This window comes from Vibrio sp. 1727 (genome assembly GCF_033344415.1).
Lineage (GTDB): Bacteria > Pseudomonadota > Gammaproteobacteria > Enterobacterales > Vibrionaceae > Vibrio > Vibrio alginolyticus.
The window spans coordinates 19,892-36,830 of record NZ_JAWPOT010000028.1 but is presented as its reverse complement, the minus strand read 5'-3'; the positions used below and the strand labels follow the sequence as shown (position 1 = coordinate 36,830).

At 45.5% G+C, this 16,939-nt stretch carries 17 protein-coding genes; 9 read left to right on the top strand and 8 right to left on the bottom strand.

Translation table 11 applies throughout. The annotated features are described in order from the left end of the window. The first annotated feature begins 85 nt into the window (after window positions 1-85). From ettA to R8O10_RS20920, 3 genes are all read left to right on the top strand, one after another. Window positions 86-1,753, top strand: coding sequence for an energy-dependent translational throttle protein EttA (gene ettA, locus R8O10_RS20930; protein WP_005381894.1), 1,668 nt, complete (start codon window positions 86-88; stop codon window positions 1,751-1,753). Window positions 1,754-1,983: 230 nt separating this feature from the next. After that, the gene (locus R8O10_RS20925; protein WP_065274196.1) at window positions 1,984-2,343 is read left to right on the top strand and encodes a PilZ domain-containing protein; all 360 of its coding nucleotides are present in this window, start codon (window positions 1,984-1,986) and stop codon (window positions 2,341-2,343) included. A gap of 39 nt (window positions 2,344-2,382) precedes the next feature. Beyond that, window positions 2,383-3,384 (top strand): M23 family metallopeptidase, encoded by a 1,002-nt coding sequence (locus R8O10_RS20920; protein ID WP_005381900.1) that lies wholly within the window; start codon window positions 2,383-2,385, stop codon window positions 3,382-3,384. 77 nt (window positions 3,385-3,461) lie between these two features. On the opposite strand, the gene tyrA is transcribed toward R8O10_RS20920, so the two are convergent. From tyrA to nagZ, 3 genes are all read right to left on the bottom strand, one after another. Next, complete coding sequence (tyrA, locus tag R8O10_RS20915) at window positions 3,462-4,589, bottom strand: bifunctional chorismate mutase/prephenate dehydrogenase (RefSeq protein WP_005381901.1); 1,128 nt, start codon at window positions 4,587-4,589, stop codon at window positions 3,462-3,464. A gap of 21 nt (window positions 4,590-4,610) precedes the next feature. Beyond that, window positions 4,611-5,687, bottom strand: coding sequence for a 3-deoxy-7-phosphoheptulonate synthase (locus R8O10_RS20910; protein ID WP_005381904.1), 1,077 nt, complete (start codon window positions 5,685-5,687; stop codon window positions 4,611-4,613). A gap of 207 nt (window positions 5,688-5,894) precedes the next feature. Continuing rightward, window positions 5,895-6,878, bottom strand: coding sequence for a beta-N-acetylhexosaminidase (nagZ, locus tag R8O10_RS20905; protein WP_213869798.1), 984 nt, complete (start codon window positions 6,876-6,878; stop codon window positions 5,895-5,897). A gap of 99 nt (window positions 6,879-6,977) precedes the next feature. Here nagZ and R8O10_RS20900 point away from each other — a divergent pair, with 99 nt between their 5' ends. Next, complete coding sequence (locus R8O10_RS20900; RefSeq protein ID WP_215810541.1) at window positions 6,978-8,090, top strand: anhydro-N-acetylmuramic acid kinase; 1,113 nt, start codon at window positions 6,978-6,980, stop codon at window positions 8,088-8,090. 36 nt (window positions 8,091-8,126) lie between these two features. Continuing rightward, window positions 8,127-9,056, top strand: a complete 930-nt coding sequence (murQ, locus tag R8O10_RS20895; RefSeq protein ID WP_136976983.1) for an N-acetylmuramic acid 6-phosphate etherase — start codon at window positions 8,127-8,129, stop codon at window positions 9,054-9,056. 51 nt (window positions 9,057-9,107) lie between these two features. Here murQ and R8O10_RS20890 read toward each other — a convergent pair whose 3' ends face one another. Further along, a complete protein-coding gene (locus tag R8O10_RS20890) occupies window positions 9,108-9,380 on the bottom strand; it encodes a hypothetical protein (protein WP_318191698.1) in 273 nt (90 codons plus the stop codon). Between the two features lie 114 nt (window positions 9,381-9,494). Then, window positions 9,495-9,836, bottom strand: a complete 342-nt coding sequence (locus R8O10_RS20885; protein WP_005381912.1) for a DUF2799 domain-containing protein — start codon at window positions 9,834-9,836, stop codon at window positions 9,495-9,497. A gap of 280 nt (window positions 9,837-10,116) precedes the next feature. Here R8O10_RS20885 and R8O10_RS20880 point away from each other — a divergent pair, with 280 nt between their 5' ends. The 4 genes from R8O10_RS20880 (at window position 10,117) to R8O10_RS20865 (ending at window position 14,770) form a co-directional block, all read left to right on the top strand. Further along, window positions 10,117-11,601: a carbon starvation protein A gene (locus tag R8O10_RS20880; protein WP_005381914.1), complete on the top strand. Its 1,485-nt coding sequence runs from the start codon at window positions 10,117-10,119 to the stop codon at window positions 11,599-11,601. Between the two features lie 193 nt (window positions 11,602-11,794). Next, window positions 11,795-13,465 carry a sensor histidine kinase gene (locus R8O10_RS20875; RefSeq protein WP_005381915.1) on the top strand — a complete coding sequence of 557 codons (1,671 nt, stop codon included), beginning with the start codon at window positions 11,795-11,797 and terminating at the stop codon, window positions 13,463-13,465. A 31-nt stretch (window positions 13,466-13,496) separates the two neighbouring features. Further along, window positions 13,497-14,225, top strand: coding sequence for a two-component system response regulator BtsR (gene btsR / locus R8O10_RS20870; protein WP_005381917.1), 729 nt, complete (start codon window positions 13,497-13,499; stop codon window positions 14,223-14,225). Between the two features lie 71 nt (window positions 14,226-14,296). Further along, complete coding sequence (locus R8O10_RS20865; RefSeq protein ID WP_318191697.1) at window positions 14,297-14,770, top strand: low molecular weight phosphatase family protein; 474 nt, start codon at window positions 14,297-14,299, stop codon at window positions 14,768-14,770. A 47-nt stretch (window positions 14,771-14,817) separates the two neighbouring features. Here the strand turns inward: R8O10_RS20865 and ispH are convergent, their stop codons facing one another. From ispH to lspA, 3 genes are all read right to left on the bottom strand, one after another. Further along, complete coding sequence (gene ispH / locus R8O10_RS20860) at window positions 14,818-15,783, bottom strand: 4-hydroxy-3-methylbut-2-enyl diphosphate reductase (protein WP_017636164.1); 966 nt, start codon at window positions 15,781-15,783, stop codon at window positions 14,818-14,820. Window positions 15,784-15,806: 23 nt separating this feature from the next. Beyond that, complete coding sequence (fkpB, locus tag R8O10_RS20855; RefSeq protein ID WP_005381922.1) at window positions 15,807-16,238, bottom strand: FKBP-type peptidyl-prolyl cis-trans isomerase; 432 nt, start codon at window positions 16,236-16,238, stop codon at window positions 15,807-15,809. A 144-nt stretch (window positions 16,239-16,382) separates the two neighbouring features. After that, window positions 16,383-16,889 carry a signal peptidase II gene (gene lspA, locus R8O10_RS20850; protein ID WP_005385948.1) on the bottom strand — a complete coding sequence of 169 codons (507 nt, stop codon included), beginning with the start codon at window positions 16,887-16,889 and terminating at the stop codon, window positions 16,383-16,385. Window positions 16,890-16,939: the final 50 nt, after the last annotated feature.

Here is a 16,939-nt window from a genome sequence, read left to right as displayed (position 1 = left end):
AAATTCTTGCAATGCGGTAACAAAAACAAAGCACTTGGTATAAAATGATGGGTTTGAATGACAGTTAATTTAGGAACGATCGGCAATGGCTGAATACGTATATACCATGTCGCGGGTGAGCAAAATTGTGCCACCTAAGCGTCAAATTCTTAAAGACATCTCTCTGAGCTTCTTCCCTGGTGCGAAAATCGGTGTTTTAGGTCTGAACGGTGCAGGTAAATCCACACTGCTACGTATCATGGCAGGTATCGACACGGATATCGACGGTGAAGCGCGTCCACAACCTGGTCTAAACGTAGGTTACCTACCTCAGGAACCAGTATTAGACGAATCAAAAACCGTTCGTGAAGTTGTTGAAGAAGCGGTTGCTGACGTTGCTGACGCTCTGAAACGTTTGGACGCAGTCTACGCAGCATACGCTGAACCAGATGCAGACTTCGACGCACTTGCAAAAGAGCAAGGCGAGCTAGAAGCCCTTATCCAAGCGAAAGATGGTCACAACCTAGAAAATGCGCTTGAGCGTGCAGCAAACGCACTACGTTTACCTGAATGGGACCAAAAAATTGCGCACCTATCAGGTGGTGAACGCCGCCGTGTGGCTATTTGTCGCTTGCTACTTTCTAAGCCAGACATGTTACTGCTTGATGAGCCTACCAACCACCTAGATGCAGAATCAGTGGCTTGGCTAGAGCGCTTCTTAGTGGATTACACAGGTACCGTAGTGGCCATCACCCACGACCGTTACTTCCTAGATAACGCTGCGGGCTGGATCTTAGAACTGGACCGTGGTGAAGGTATCCCATGGGAAGGCAACTACACCTCATGGCTGGAGCAAAAAGACGCTCGTCTACAACAAGAAGCCTCCCAAGAGAGTGCTCGCCAAAAGACTATCGAGAAAGAGCTTGAGTGGGTACGTAAAAACCCTAAAGGTCGTCAAGCGAAGTCAAAAGCACGTATGGCTCGCTTTGAAGAACTGCAAAGCTCTGATCACCAAAAACGTAATGAAACCAATGAACTATTTATCCCACCAGGTGAGCGTCTAGGTGATAAGGTTATTGAAGTGAAGAACCTGACCAAGTCATTTGACGGTCGAGTTCTGATTGATGACCTGTCATTCAGCATCCCTAAAGGTGCAATTGTTGGTATCATCGGTGCTAACGGCGCAGGTAAATCGACGCTATTCAAGATGTTAAGTGGTACTGAACAACCAGACTCGGGCACAATTGAGATGGGCGATACAGTAAAACTGGCATCGGTCGATCAGTTCCGTGACAGCATGGACGATTCTAAAACCGTATTCCAAGAGATCTCTGAAGGTGCTGATATCATTAAGATCAACAACTTCGAAATCCCAGCTCGTGCATACTGTTCACGCTTTAACTTTAAAGGCAGTGACCAACAAAAGATTATTGGTGAACTATCGGGTGGTGAGCGTAACCGTGTCCACCTTGCGAAGCTGCTTAAAGCGGGCGGTAACGTGTTGCTACTCGACGAACCAACCAATGACCTTGACGTTGAAACACTGCGTGCTCTAGAAGAAGCGTTACTAGAGTTCCCTGGTTGTGCAATGGTTATCTCGCACGACCGTTGGTTCCTTGACCGTATCGCGACTCACATCATTGACTACCGTGACGAAGGCCAAGTTAACTTCTACGAAGGTAACTACACAGAGTACATGGATTGGTTGAAGAAAACATTGGGTCCTGAAGCCGCAGAACCACACCGTATCAAATACAAGCGTATTGCGAAGTAATCGCAACCCACAAAGTTTGATTGTAATTTGTACAAAGGCCGCTATCATAGCGGCCTTTGTTTTCTTTGTTATAAAAAGAGCTCATTAGCCCGTCTCGTTCGTTAAGAACATGACATTGCACTTACGTCACTCTGTAGCGACTTCGACACTTTTCAAACAACAATCGAACATTTTTTGTTCGTATTGATATACTATTCAATTCTGTTTGACGACCTGACGAGAATATTCATATGACAGAGAGACGACGCTTTTCACGTATTCTCCATCAAGCTCCAGCTAAGATAGAACAACGTGACTTGGCAATTGAAGCTAGGATTCAAGATCTTTCCTTGCATGGTTTACTCATGAAAGTGGAAGAGACTGAGGCTTTGGATCCAACCCTTCCAGTCCATGTGACTTTTTCATTTGATCAATCCGAACAAGTGATTACGTTAAAAGCGCAAATTGTGAATGTCTCTAAGTGTGAGGTTAGGTTGAAGATCGCTAAGATAGACATCGAAAGCATTAGCCAACTAAAACGATTTATAGAATTGAATGTAGGCAATAACGACCTTCTGAATCGAGAGTTAGAGCACCTCTCTGGTTTTTAGGAGAAAAATAAATGAACGCCTATTTAAGTAACAATAACTATGTCTAAAAAAATCATCATGCAGATCCCGACGAAAGACGGCGATCAGCAGTTCTATTTGGGCCGCAGTTCGGTCCTAGCAGTATTTGCTTCAGTATTGGCATTACCCGCCGTCGTTGGTGGCGCGTGGTACCTTAATCAGCAGCAGATGCACAATAAAGACGAACTAACACAAATCATCGCCAAACTGGAAAGTGAAAAGGCCGAAGTGACGGCTCTTTACGAAGAACAGCTTGATACCAATCATTCGCTTTCCCAATCTTTGACGGACAAAAACAATCAAATTCAGCTACTGGGCAAACGGGTATTCGACGTTGAATCGGTTTTAGGTCTCGCAGACGAAGAGTTGATGATCGATGAGAACAGCATGGGGTTAGAGGAGCGAATTGACGCAGCCGCTATCGATTCTGCTGTTCGCGCGACGATGTTCCGTTTGATACCAAATGACAGTCCAGTCACATACCAACGTATTTCTTCTTCTTACGGCAGTCGTATTAATCCGATTTCAGGTAAGAGGCATGTTCATACTGGTATCGATCTGACTTGTAAAAGAGGAGAAGAGATCCTGGCACCGGCTGACGGTGTGGTGGAAACCGTTCGCCCGAGCAATCGTGGTTATGGTAACTATGTCACCATTCGTCACTCATTTGGCTTTATGAGCTCCTTTGCTCATCTACAACGCTTCAAAGTGAAAAGCGGTCAGTTTGTTAGTAAAGGCGACATCATTGCTCAATGCGGTAACTCTGGCAACTCCACAGGGCCACACTTGCACTATGAAGTACGCTTCCTCGGACGAGCACTCAACCCTCAATACTTAATGGAGTGGACGCCAGAAAACTTCAATGACGTCTTTGAAAAAGAGAAAAAAGTGAAATGGGGACCTTTGGTTCAATTGATTGATAACGTTGTACGCCTGCAAGTCAATTTAACCAATTCACCCTATCGCGATACTAGTATCAACACAGTATCAAGTGAAGATACGAGTAATACTGCGACGAACTGATTTGTCCATCAACACGAAAAAGAGCAGCTTACGCTGCTCTTTTTGTTTCGGACTCTGCACGGCTAAATGACCCGTGATTAGCCGCGATGAATATTATCATTCGCCTGTTTGAGTAAGTTTTGGCTCTCATTCATAAATTGTTGAGAATAAGTACCAAACCAATCACTCACCTGCTTAAAGCTTTCGATGAATCGCGCTTTGTCTCTGCTATCCAGAATCGCTACCGCATCACCTAAACGCTGATGGAATCGCTTGATCATATCGATATTCTCTTGAGAAGAGAAAATGATATCACCGTACAAGTTCGGATCCTGACCAAACAGTCGTCCCACCATCGCCAATTCAAGGCGGTAGATTGGCGAGCTTAACTTCAACAACTGATCGATGTTCGGATTCTCTTTGCTAAGGTGCATACCGTAAGCAAACGACGTGAAGTGGCGCAGCGCCTGAATCAACGTCATGCCATGATCGTGCTCTTGTGCATCGATTTGGCACAAGCTTGCGCCCCAAATCCCAAACTGTTGCAATAGCCATTGGTAATGCTCGTGACCACGGCCATCACAGTACACAATAACCTGCTTGGCAAGGCTCGGAACATCTGGGCCAAACATTGGGTGCAAACCAACCACAGGACCTTGATGCACATTCAACATTGCTTGCAGAGGCTTCGATTTGATAGAAGTCAGGTCACACAGAATACAGTCTTGCGGCAAGTTCCCCAGTTTTTCGATCACCCCTTCCGTTAGATGAATCGGCACCGTGACCACGACTAAACCCGCGTTGTCTAGAATCTCATCCGCATGATCCCAGTCTTTACTGCCGAGAACTTTGACCTGGTAGCCCGACAATTTGAACATACGCCCAAACAGGCCACCCAATTGACCATTACCACCAATAATAACAACTGAGCGTAAATCAGGGTTCAAACACTTAAAACCGGAATCTTTCTCGCTGGCATAAGACTCACGCATTGTTCGACGCAGAATATCTTCAATAAGCTGCGGAGGAATTCCCATTTTTTCAGCTTCAGCGCGACGAGAAGCTAACATCGCCGCTTCGCGGTCTGGAGCATAAATTGGCAAACCATGTTCGCTTTTTACTTCCCCAACTTTCTCTACGAGCGCTAAACGCTGAGCCAATAGCTCCAACATTTGCTTGTCGACTGCATCAATCTGATCGCGTAATGCGTTAAGTTCAACTGCCATTGATGTTCCTTAAATCCTGTATTAATTAGCCTTTAGACGATTTTCTAAGAAAGGCACTAGCTCTTCATGTGCATGACGTAATAGTGCCTCAGTTGAATCCCAATTGATACATGCGTCAGTGATAGATACACCGTATTTCATCTCTTCAAGAGCTAAGTCAGAAGATTGATTTCCTTCATTGATATGGCTTTCAATCATAAGACCGATAATAGATTTATTACCTTCACGGATTTGATGAATCACATCCTCCGCGACTAGTGGCTGGCGACGGTAATCTTTACGTGAGTTGGCGTGACTGCAATCCACCATTAATGAAGCATCAAGACCAGATTTCGCCATCTCTTGCTCACACTCAGTGACTGATACCGAATCGTAGTTAGTTTGCTTGCCGCCACGTAAGATCACATGTCCATTAGCATTGCCCTGGGTGGTCAACAGTGCGACTTGTCCCTCACGGTTAATTCCCATAAAACGGTGGCTAGAGGACGCAGCTTGCATCGCGTTAATTGCGGTTGCCAAACTGCCATCGGTGCCATTCTTAAAACCGATTGGCATAGACAGGCCGCTTGCCATTTCACGGTGAGTTTGTGACTCCGTCGTACGAGCACCGATGGCTGCCCAGCTAAAAGTATCCGCCAAGTATTGTGGGCTAATTGGGTCTAGAGCCTCAGTCGCGAGCGGGATTTCCATCTCTGCCAACTCCACCAGAAGTTCGCGTCCAACATGCAGACCGTGTTCAATATCGAAACTGCCGTCTAGGTGTGGGTCATTGATCAGGCCTTTCCAGCCGACCGTGGTGCGCGGCTTCTCAAAGTAAACACGCATAACAATATACAGTTGGTCACTTAGTTGTTCAGAGAGTGCTTTAAGGCGCTTTGCGTAATCCTTCGCCGCTTCTACGTCGTGGATAGAACATGGACCGCATACAACAAGCAGGCGGTGATCCTTCTTGTGAATAATATTAGCGATAGTTTGACGAGACTCTTGAATAAAGCGACGTGCTTTTTCACTCAAAGGAAGCTTGGTTTTTAGTTCCTCCGGAGTAATAAGAACCTGTTCTTCGATAATATTAATATTGCTCAACTCACTTTTCTGCATAACTCTAACCTGTATATTTATTTTTACACCCAACCAAACCTTTGGTGAGACAACTAAGCTTTAACGACAAGATAACAGGCTAAAAAAGAAAAACAAGCGTACAGAATAAAAAACATTTAGTGTAAACTTTGGTTTACAGTCAAATAAAAAGCCAAAGTATAATTAACTTTGGCTTCTCATCGCTGTTTTGAATCTTTTACAAGAGGTTTAGCTAGTCAAGCGTTTCATCGCTTCACTCGCCGCTTTCCACTCTTGAGATAGCTTAAGTTCGCTTGGAGAAAATGACTGTTTTTTCAGTAATCCATCCGCGAGTGGCACGGTTGAAACCGGTAAGTTGTCTAATACTTCAACGTGCGCTTCTCGTTTATTACACATTAACAACATATCGCAGCCAGCTCCCAATGCTTGAGCACCTCGCTCGGCTGGGCTGCCCATAATCGCAGCGCCTTCCATGGTCAAATCATCCGAAAAAACCAAACCTTTAAAACCCAATTGCTGACGCAGGACCTGTTTTAACCAGTATTCAGAACCGCTGGCTGGTTGAGCATCATAATGTGGGAAAATCACGTGAGCAGGCATCATGGCATCTAAAATACCGGCATCAATTTGCGCTTTGAAGATCGCCATATCTTGTTCAAAAATATCACTGCGCTCGTCGTATGGTGTTTCTAAGTGTGAGTCAGCAATCACGCCACCATGTCCAGGGAAGTGCTTGCCTGTCGTTGCCATGCCAACACTCTTCATTCCTTGCATATAAGCAGTGCTATAGCGAAGAATGGTATCGGCATCTTCACCGAATGCACGGTTACCGATCGCTTTACATTGATGGCCTTGGTCAAGTACCGGGGCAAAGCTTAAATCAATATCATGGGCAATCAGCTCTGCTGCCATTAACCAACCGCCCATACGAGCAAGCTCTTCACCATTTTGATGTTTAGCGTACTCATCAGCAGCAGGAATTAATGAGAAACCTTCACGAAAGCGCTGCACTCGGCCGCCTTCTTGATCCACACCGATCAAAAACGGGCGCTTAGCTGCCTTTCGGATGGATTGAGTAAGTGCTTGAAGCTGTTTGCTATCATGATAGTTGCGAGCAAATAGAATTAAGCCACCAACCGTAGGATGCTCCAAGATTTCTTTGTCTTCAGCGGTCAGTTCATACCCCGCAACGTCAACCCATAACGGTCCCATGTTTTCTCCTCAAAATCGGCTGAATATCTCGTATTCGATGAGGTTATTCGCTTCAGATTTGCTTTACAATAAGTGAATGAAGAATTGACGAGATCGGCTATGAAATTTAACGAACTGTACATTGGTGTGATGTCTGGAACGAGTATGGATGGTGTTGATACCGCTCTAGTTGAAATAAGCGATGAGCATGTTCGCCTGATTGCGCACGACGACTACCCAATGCCCGCAGCACTAAAAGACATGCTGTTATCTGTTTGTACCGGTCAAGCAACAAATTTAAAAGCTATAGGTGAACTTGACCACCAGCTCGGCCACCTATTTGCAGATGCTGTGTTACAGCTACTCAATAAGTCTGGCTACGTCGCAGAGCAAATTCGTGCGATTGGTAATCACGGTCAAACAGTGTTCCATCAGCCTACCGGAAACTTGCCGTTTACCACTCAATTGGGCGATGCAAACATTATCGCAGTCAAGACAGGCATTGATACGGTAGCGGATTTTCGTCGTAAAGACATGGCGCTAGGTGGACAAGGTGCCCCACTCGTCCCTGCTTTCCATAAAAGCATTTTTGCGATGCAGGATTCCACAATTGTGGTGCTTAACATTGGAGGCATTGCCAATATCTCGGTACTGCATCCAGAACAACCAGTCATTGGCTATGACACAGGCCCGGGCAATATGTTGATGGACGCATGGTGTGCGCTGCATACTGGGCAAAGCTTCGACGAAGATGCACAATTTGCACTTAAAGGAACGGTAAACGCTACTTTGTTGACTCAATTACTCAAAGAAGCTTACCTCGCCATGCCTGCCCCTAAAAGTACCGGGCGAGAACTGTTCAATATTGACTGGCTGCATCAACAACTGGCCCATCACAATTTACCAATCGAAGACGTACAACGTACACTTTGCGAGTATTCTGCAATTACCATTGCCAACGAAGTCGACAAGTTTTCTCATGGCATCACACCTCAACTATTAGTCTGTGGCGGTGGAGCAAGAAACCCGCTTTTGATGCAGCGACTAGCTAAGTTATTGCCACAATGGAGCGTTGCGACAACGGCAGAAAAAGGTGTTGATGGCGATTACATGGAAGCAATGGCGTTTGCTTGGCTTGCGCAGCGCCATATTCACGGCCTCCCTAGCAACTTACCGGAAGTTACGGGGGCAAGTCGTCTCGCTTCACTGGGTGTACTCTATTCAAAAAATTAAGGGCAATATATCCTAAACAAAAAGGCTTAATTCATTATGACGAACGATGCACTTATCGCAGCTTTATCCCATCTGGTATCTGAAGGGCGAAACCCAGACACCATGGACATCGACTTGCTGCCTTCTCTCGATATTGTTCAACGCATCAACCAACAGGACAAACTCGTTCCTCTTGCCGTTGAAAAAGTGTTGCCTGAGATCGCTGAAGCCGTTGATAAGATCACGGAAGCATTTAAGGTCGGAGGTCGGTTGTTTTACATCGGTGCGGGTACCAGTGGTCGACTTGGCGTTTTGGACGCTTCAGAATGCCCACCAACTTTTGGCACAGATCCAGAGATGGTCGTTGGTATTATTGCCGGTGGAAAAGAGGCAATGTTCCGTGCAAAAGAAGGGGCGGAGGACGACCCTACATTAGGCGAGCAAGATCTTAAAGAGAATATGCTAACACAACGCGATGTCGTCGTTGGTATTGCGGCAAGTGGACGAACACCTTACGTGATTGGTGGCTTAGAGTATGCGAACAAGCTTGGTGCCACCACTGTAGCACTATCTTGTAACCCTGACTCTCCGATTGCAGATATTGCTGATATTGCGATTAGCCCCGTTGTTGGACCTGAAGCGTTAACGGGATCCACTCGCTTAAAATCAGGGACAGCACAAAAACTCGTACTGAACATGCTCACTACCGCAAGCATGATTCGCCTGGGCAAAAGTTATCAGAACTTAATGGTAGATGTGAAAGCGACGAATGCAAAGCTAGTTGCAAGAGCGGCTCGTATTGTTATGCAAGCAACAGATTGTACTAACCAAGAGGCTAAAACGGCTCTCAAAGAAACGGACTACGACGCCAAGTTAGCTATTTTGATGATTTTAACCGGGCTGGATAAAGAAAGCGCGACTGAGCAACTGAAAGCCAAACAAGGATATTTAAGAAAAGTCGTGATCGCGCAAGCTAATCAATCTTAATCAATAAAGCGCCTCACTTATTTAAAAGTCAGGCGCCTTTTATGGCTTAATTTAGTAGTTCAATCGTTCAATGTGAGTAATACCGGCTTTACCTTCAAGGTCGCTGAACATATGAACCATTGCTGGGTATGGTTGTGCTCCAGGGTAGACAACTTCTGCATTACAGAAAAACGCATAGTTTTGTCCGGCTACGACTTGAGTAGCCACAACCAAAGGGGAGTATTTGACACCGACAAACCCCTCGATACCTTTAGCAAATACTTCTTTATTCTCTGCTGTGAGTTCATGAAATGGACTCCAGCCACCAGCCATTTGCGTTGACATAATGTGATTCCTTTTTTTCTGTGCTCACTATCAAGCAATATGAACATAGTTTAATAAGGAGAATTTTGCCACATTTATGTGATGCAGACAGTGTAACAACGGCTTTATTGACTATTAATTTGAGTATTCATTCCAACCACGTTGCCATTCCATGCGGAATTTTTGCGCTTGCTCAGTACCTTCACAAACCCCTTCGTAATACTGACCAGATAACCCCATTTGATACGCAAAAGCAGGATTACAGTACTCACGTAAACCTTCTAAATAACCTTGGTCGTAGTCACTTTGCTTAACACTACCCAACTCACGAAGCTCGCTCATCGTGCGCGATGTGTGTCCGGTTATGCCATCTTGATATCCGATCTGATGCCAATCTCCCGACTTGGCAAGATCTGCTGTCGTTGCTGTGCATCCTGCAAGTAAAGCCAGTGCCAGACCTACCGTTACCTTTTTCATGGTTCTTCCTTAAGTAATTGTTTTCAAAAATAAGCTTACCACTAATTATTGGCGCTTGCCGCTGAGCTTGCAGATTTAACCACTGATGACTCAAATCAGCCGCTCAAGACTGTCATCAACCTTTCGCCATTTTTAAAAACCGCTCAAGCAGCATATCGACCACTCAGTGCTCTATTCGACCACTCATCTACTAACCGAATGCATTTAACACAAGTGACGCATAACATGCATCCTGAGATTAAAAAATTACCCTACCCAACTAAGACCAAGGACAATTGCTATGATGTGGTTTCTAACCTGTGTCGCAGCCCTAATCGGCGGATACTTCATCTACGGCGCTTTCGTCGAGAAGATTTTCGGCATCAATGAAAAACGCCAAACGCCAGCTCACACCAAATCGGACGGTGTTGACTTCGTTCCAATGTCAACAAAGAAAGTTTACCTAGTTCAACTACTTAACATCGCAGGTGTTGGTCCAATTTTTGGCCCGATCATGGGGGCACTATACGGTCCTGCGGCGATGCTTTGGATTGTAGTCGGTTGTATTTTTGCTGGTGCAGTACACGATTACTTCTCAGGCATGCTTTCAGTGCGTAACGGCGGTGCATCTGTACCTACCATTACAGGTCGCTACCTAGGTAATGGCGCAAAACACTTTATGAATATTTTTGCCATTGTCCTATTGCTTCTAGTTGGCGTAGTGTTCGTTTCAGCCCCTGCTGGCATGATTACTAACCTCATCAATGATCAAACAAGCTTGAGCGTAAGCATGACTACAATGGTTATTGCTATCTTTGCTTACTACATCATTGCGACGATTGTTCCTGTCGATAAAATCATTGGTCGTTTCTACCCACTGTTTGGCGCCCTACTTATCTTTATGTCTGTTGGCCTAATGACAGCCGTTGCTTTCTCTAGCGAACACACAGTAATGGGTGACTTCCAAGTTTCGGACATGTTCTCTAACCTCAACCCAAATGACATGCCGTTATGGCCTGCATTGTTCATCACTATCGCATGTGGCGCTATCTCTGGCTTCCACGCAACTCAGTCTCCACTGATGGCGCGTTGTATGGAAAATGAGAAAAACGGTCGCTTCGTATTCTACGGTGCAATGATTGGTGAAGGTGTTATCGCGCTAATTTGGTGTGCTATCGCTCTGTCTTTCTTCGGCTCTCTAGACGCTCTATCCGAAGCTGTGAAAAACGGTGGTCCTGGTAACGTGGTATACAGCGCATCATTTGGTCTGCTAGGTGTGTTCGGTGGTATCCTTGCGTTCCTGGGGGTGGTTATCCTACCAATTACGTCTGGCGATACAGCGTTCCGTTCAAGCCGCTTGATCCTTGCTGAATACTTCAACATGGAACAAAAAACGCTACGTAACCGTCTACTGATGGCACTTCCACTGTTCGTTATCGGCGGTATCTTAACTCAAGTAGACTTCGGCATTATCTGGCGCTACTTCGGTTTTGCAAACCAAACAACAGCGGTAATGATGCTTTGGACTGCGTCCGCTTACCTACTGCGTCACAACAAGCTGCACTGGATTACCACTATCCCAGCTATCTTCATGACCACGGTATGTGTCACGTTCATCTTAAACAACAGCTCGCTAGGTTTTGGTCTGCCAATGCAACTATCAACTATCGTAGGTATTGTGTTTGCCCTAGCTGTGACAGGTTACGTTATCAAAACCTCTAAGGGTAAAGGTGAAACTGAACTGGCTGACGAAGAGAAACCACAAGCCGTATCAGAAACAGCGTAATACTCGTCACATCTGAGTGACTAAGATAGGAGCCTGCCAATTGCAGGCTCTTTTTGTTTTATACCCAAGTCACTTTAAGACTCAGAAAGCACAGCGCAGCATCATTTACTTAGCTGTTCTTATCTATCTGAGCCAAGCATCTTGAGGTTACTTAGGTATACAATAACAACATTGATTCTAGGTTAGGTTCACTATGGAACTGGTCATCTCCCTTTTACAACAGATGTGTGTGTACTTAGTTTTGGCTTACATGCTAAGTAAAACGCCAATCATCTTACCTTTGCTGAGTATTTCTTCGCGCTTAAGCCACCGCCTAATTTGTTACGTACTCTTCTCTGGCTTTTGTATTCTCGGCACCTATTTCGGTCTGCACATCAACGATGCTATTGCCAATACTCGTGCGATCGGCGCAGTTATGGGCGGGCTGTTTGGTGGACCTGTTGTAGGTTTCGCCGTCGGATTTACTGGTGGCATCCATCGATACTCTCTTGGTGGCTTTACCGACCTAGCCTGTGCAATTTCAACCACCGCCGAGGGCGTAATTGGTGGCTTGCTCCACGTTTACCTTATCAAGCGAAATAAAGGCGCATTGCTGTTTAATCCAAGCGTTGTATTCAGCGTCACGTTTGTTGCAGAAGTGGTGCAAATGATTTTGCTGCTCGCCGTCGCGAAACCTTTTGATCAAGCCTATGAACTGGTGTCCGCTATTGCAGCGCCTATGATCATCGCGAACTCATTTGGTGCGGCGTTGTTCATGAGTATCCTGCAAGACAGAAAAGCAATCTTTGAAAAGTTTTCTGCGACGTTTTCGCGTCGAGCGCTCACCATTGCTGATCGCTCAGTGGGAATTCTAAGCAACGGCTTCAACACCGAAAACGCAGAGAAAATCGCACGTATTATTTACGAAGAAACCAAAGTGGGCGCTGTCGCGATTACTGACCAAGAAAAGATCTTGGCGTTTGTGGGCATTGGCGATGATCACCATAAACCGAACACGCCGATTTCATCGCAAAGCACATTAGACTCCATGGAGAAAAACGACATCATTTATCTTGATGGCGCGGAGCGTCCATACCAATGCTCCATTGCAAAAGATTGCAAGCTCGGATCTGCGCTGATCATCCCACTGCGTGCAGGGAAAGAGGTCATTGGTACCATAAAGCTGTATGAACCGAAGCGTAAATTGTTCTCGACGGCCAACATGTCGATGGCGGAAGGAATAGCCCAGCTTCTATCTAGCCAAATCCTTTATGGCGATTACCAACAACAACAAGCCTTACTCGCCCAAGCAGAAATAAAATTGCTTCACGCTCAGGTGAATCCACACTTTTTGTTTAATGCACTCAATACTATTAGTGCGATTACTCGTCGTGACCCTGACAAAGCGCGCGAGCTAATCCAAAATTTATCGCACTTCTTCCGCAGCAATTTAAAGCAGAACATTAATACCGTGACGCTAAAGGAAGAGCTTGCACATGTGAACTCGTACTTGAGCATCGAAAAAGCGCGTTTTACGGACCGCTTAGAGGTTGAAATCGATATTCAACCTGAATTGCTGGACATCAAATTACCAAGCTTTACACTCCAGCCTTTGGTTGAGAATGCCATTAAGCATGGCATTTCAAACATGCTTGAAGGTGGTAAAGTTCATATATACAGCGAAGCACACCCACAAGGTCACTTGATTACCGTCGAAGACAACGCAGGCAGTTTTGAACCGCCAAAAGAAAACCACTCAGGGCTAGGTTTAGAAATTGTCGACAAACGTCTCACTAATCAATTTGGACGTGATGCAGCGCTAAAAATTACGTGCGAGCCACATCAATTTACTAAAATGAGCTTTATCATTCCCCCAAAATCATAAAAGCACGCTGAAGCAATAAAGGTAATGTTGGATGTTAACCGCACTCGTCATTGATGATGAACAGTTTGCTCGTGAAGAGCTAGCAGAGTTACTGGATGAAACAGGCCAAGTTGAGGTCGTGGGCGATGCCTCAAACGCAATCCTTGGCCTAAAAAAAATCAATGAACTTAAGCCTGATGTAGTGTTTCTCGATATCCAAATGCCTCAAGTCACGGGGATTGAACTACTTGGGATGCTTGATCCAGAAACCATGCCTTATGTGGTTTTTGTCACGGCTTATGATCAGTATGCGATTCAAGCATTTGAAGACAATGCCTTTGATTACTTGCTCAAACCTGTCGACCCATGCCGGTTAACTAAAACGGTCAAACGACTAAACAAAGTCATTAGCCAATCCGCCCTAACGCAACAACTGTCTGCTATTACACCTGACACGTTGGATCAGATACCGTGCATCGGACACAACCGCATCGTTATCATGGCCACCGACACGGTGGAATGTGCTTACAGTGATATCAGCGGCGTGCATGTACGCTCCACCAGCCAAACCGCGAGCACCCAACTGACATTAAAAACGTTGGAAGAGAAAACCCCTCTAGTCCGCTGCCATCGTCAATACTTAGTCAGTATTAAAGCGATTAGCGAAATCAAGTTACTGGAAAATGGGTTAGCGGAAATCATCACCAAAACAGGCTTTGAGATACCAGTAAGCCGCCGCTACTTAAAGGTGCTCAAAGAGATGCTCGGCATTAGCCACTAACACAAAAACTTCACACATCATCGCTGAGTTTCCGCTAGCGTATAAATAGGACGCTCTGAAAAGACGAGGCGATGATGTATAAAGTTTTATTCATATGTAAGCACAACGCTGGACGAAGCGTCCTCGCGGAGTCAATCGCAACCAATATCCTGCCAGCAGATTTTAGTGTCACCAGTGGAAGCTCACATCCCACAGGCAAGGTGCACCCAGTGGTGCAAAAATATTTAGATGACCACCAACTCCCCATTCCGCATATCCACACGCATTCATGGGAGGAGCGAACTCAGTTTCTTCCCGACATCGTTATTATTCTCTGTGATTCTTTACATCAAGAAACCGCTCCTCAGTGGCTTGCAGGTGGTGTTCGAGTAAACTGGCAAGTTGATGCTTTTCCGACCGATGGTTCTGATGAAGACATGTACGCACATTGCGAAAAGGTTGCTCAATCGCTTGAGCGAAGAATCACGAAGGTGTCTGATATGATTATCGATGGTTTAGGAAAAGACCAAATTCGTGATTACCTAAATGAGTTAAGAGAGATGTAAAAAAGGCGACCCCACAGGTCGCCTTTTGAATATTCGATAAATGGAGACTAATCCACTTGCTTGATTTGCAGTTCTTTAGGTACTTCAAAGAACATATTCTCTTCACGGCCAAGTACTTCATCAACCGCTTCGGCACCAACGAGTTCTTTGATTCGCTCTAGAATCTGATTAACGAGCTCTTCCGGAGCAGATGCTCCCGCAGTCACGCCGACCTTTGTTTTGCCTTCAAACCACTCAGGTTTGATATCTTCCGGACAGTCGGTTAAGTAGCCAGGTGTCCCTAGCTTTTCAGCTAGCTCTTTAAGACGTGTAGAGTTTGATGAGTTTTTAGAACCCACCACAACCATCACATCTACGTCACCAGCTAATTCACGTACGGCATCTTGGCGGTTTTGTGTCGCATAACAGATATCGTCTTTACGTGGACCTTGGATATCTGGGAACACGCGGCGTAGCTCTTCGATAACATCGGCAGTTTCATCGACAGAAAGCGTCGTTTGGCTTACGTAATGAAGATCGGATGGATCTTTCACAATCGCCTTCAGTTTCTCAACATCGGCTGGAGTTTCAACCAAGTACATACCACCGGTTTCACTGGCGTATTGCCCCATCGTACCTTCGACTTCAGGGTGACCTGCGTGACCAATCAGAACCACTTCCATATTACGACGGCTCGCACGCGCCACTTCCATATGCACCTTAGTTACTAAAGGACAGGTTGCGTCAAATACGGTCAAATCACGCAGCTTGGCTTCCTGACGAACCGCCTGCGATACACCATGAGCAGAAAAAATCACAATGTTGTTGTCTGGCACTTCATGCAGCTCTTCAACGAAGATAGCACCACGTTGTTTTAGCCCTTCAACCACAAAACGGTTATGCACCACTTCATGACGCACATAAATCGGTGGCTGATACATCTCTAGCGCACGCTCTACGATGCTAATCGCACGGTCTACACCAGCACAAAAGCCGCGTGGGTTAGCTAATAGGATTTTCATTTCATTGCTCATGGAAATTATCTTTATTGGGTTCGCTATTCTACTGACAAAATTTCAACTTCGAAAGTCACGTCTTGTCCCGCTAGAGGATGGTTGAAGTCCACAGTGACTGAATCGCCTGCAATCTCTGTAATAATGCCCGGGATTTCCATGCCATCAGGGCCACTGAAGGCCATGATTGTACCAACTTCCACTTCTGCATCACCTACAAATTTAGTGCGATCCATATAGTGAATATGATCAGGGTTTGGCATACCAAACGCGTCTTCTGCCTTTAGCTCAATCGCTTTTTGTGCGCCTGTTTCGAGGCCTATCAAGCACTGCTCAAAGTTTTCACTCAAGCTGCCATCACCCATAACAAATTTCGCTGGTTTACCCATGTTATGAGTACTATCTGCAACCGATCCGTCTTTCATTTTAATCGTAAAGTGAAGGGTTACTACCGATTCATTGGTTATTGTTGTCACGTTAATGCTTCCTTGTTCTTGGGTTATTACGCTGTCAGCTTGGTCTTTTTATACATTGATATGCTGATTGGCGCTCCAACATAATAAAAAGCGTCGCTCGAATCAACGGACGACGCTTAGGGTTATTCGATATACCGCAAAAGATTACTTGTCAGCGTCTTTTTTACGGAAGCCATCCAGAATAATCATTGCCGCACCAATACAGATCGCCATGTCAGCAAGGTTGAATGCTGGCCAGTGGTAGTTACCCCAGAAGAAGTCTAGGTAATCAACAACAAAGCCATGAACGACGCGGTCAAACACGTTGCCCACTGCACCACCAATAATCAGTGCATAAGCAATGTTGTTCCATTTTTCTTTTGCTGGAAGCTTACTCATCCAGTAGGTCAAAAGACCCGTAACAACAAACGCGATACCTGTAAATAACCAGCGCTGCCAACCAGCTTGATCGCTCAAGAAGCTGAAAGCGGCACCGTAGTTATGAACGTAAAGTAGGTTGAAGAATGGCAACACCTCAATTCGGTTTGCCCATCCGTAGCCCATGTTGTCCATCACCACCAATTTGATGCCAATATCTGCAATAAATACCAGAATTGCTAACCACAGCCAGCGAACTCCAGATTGCTTTAACGTCAGTGCTTTTTCACTCATTACTTTACCTACAAACAGCCCCAGTAAATACTGGGGCTGTTAATTTAAAA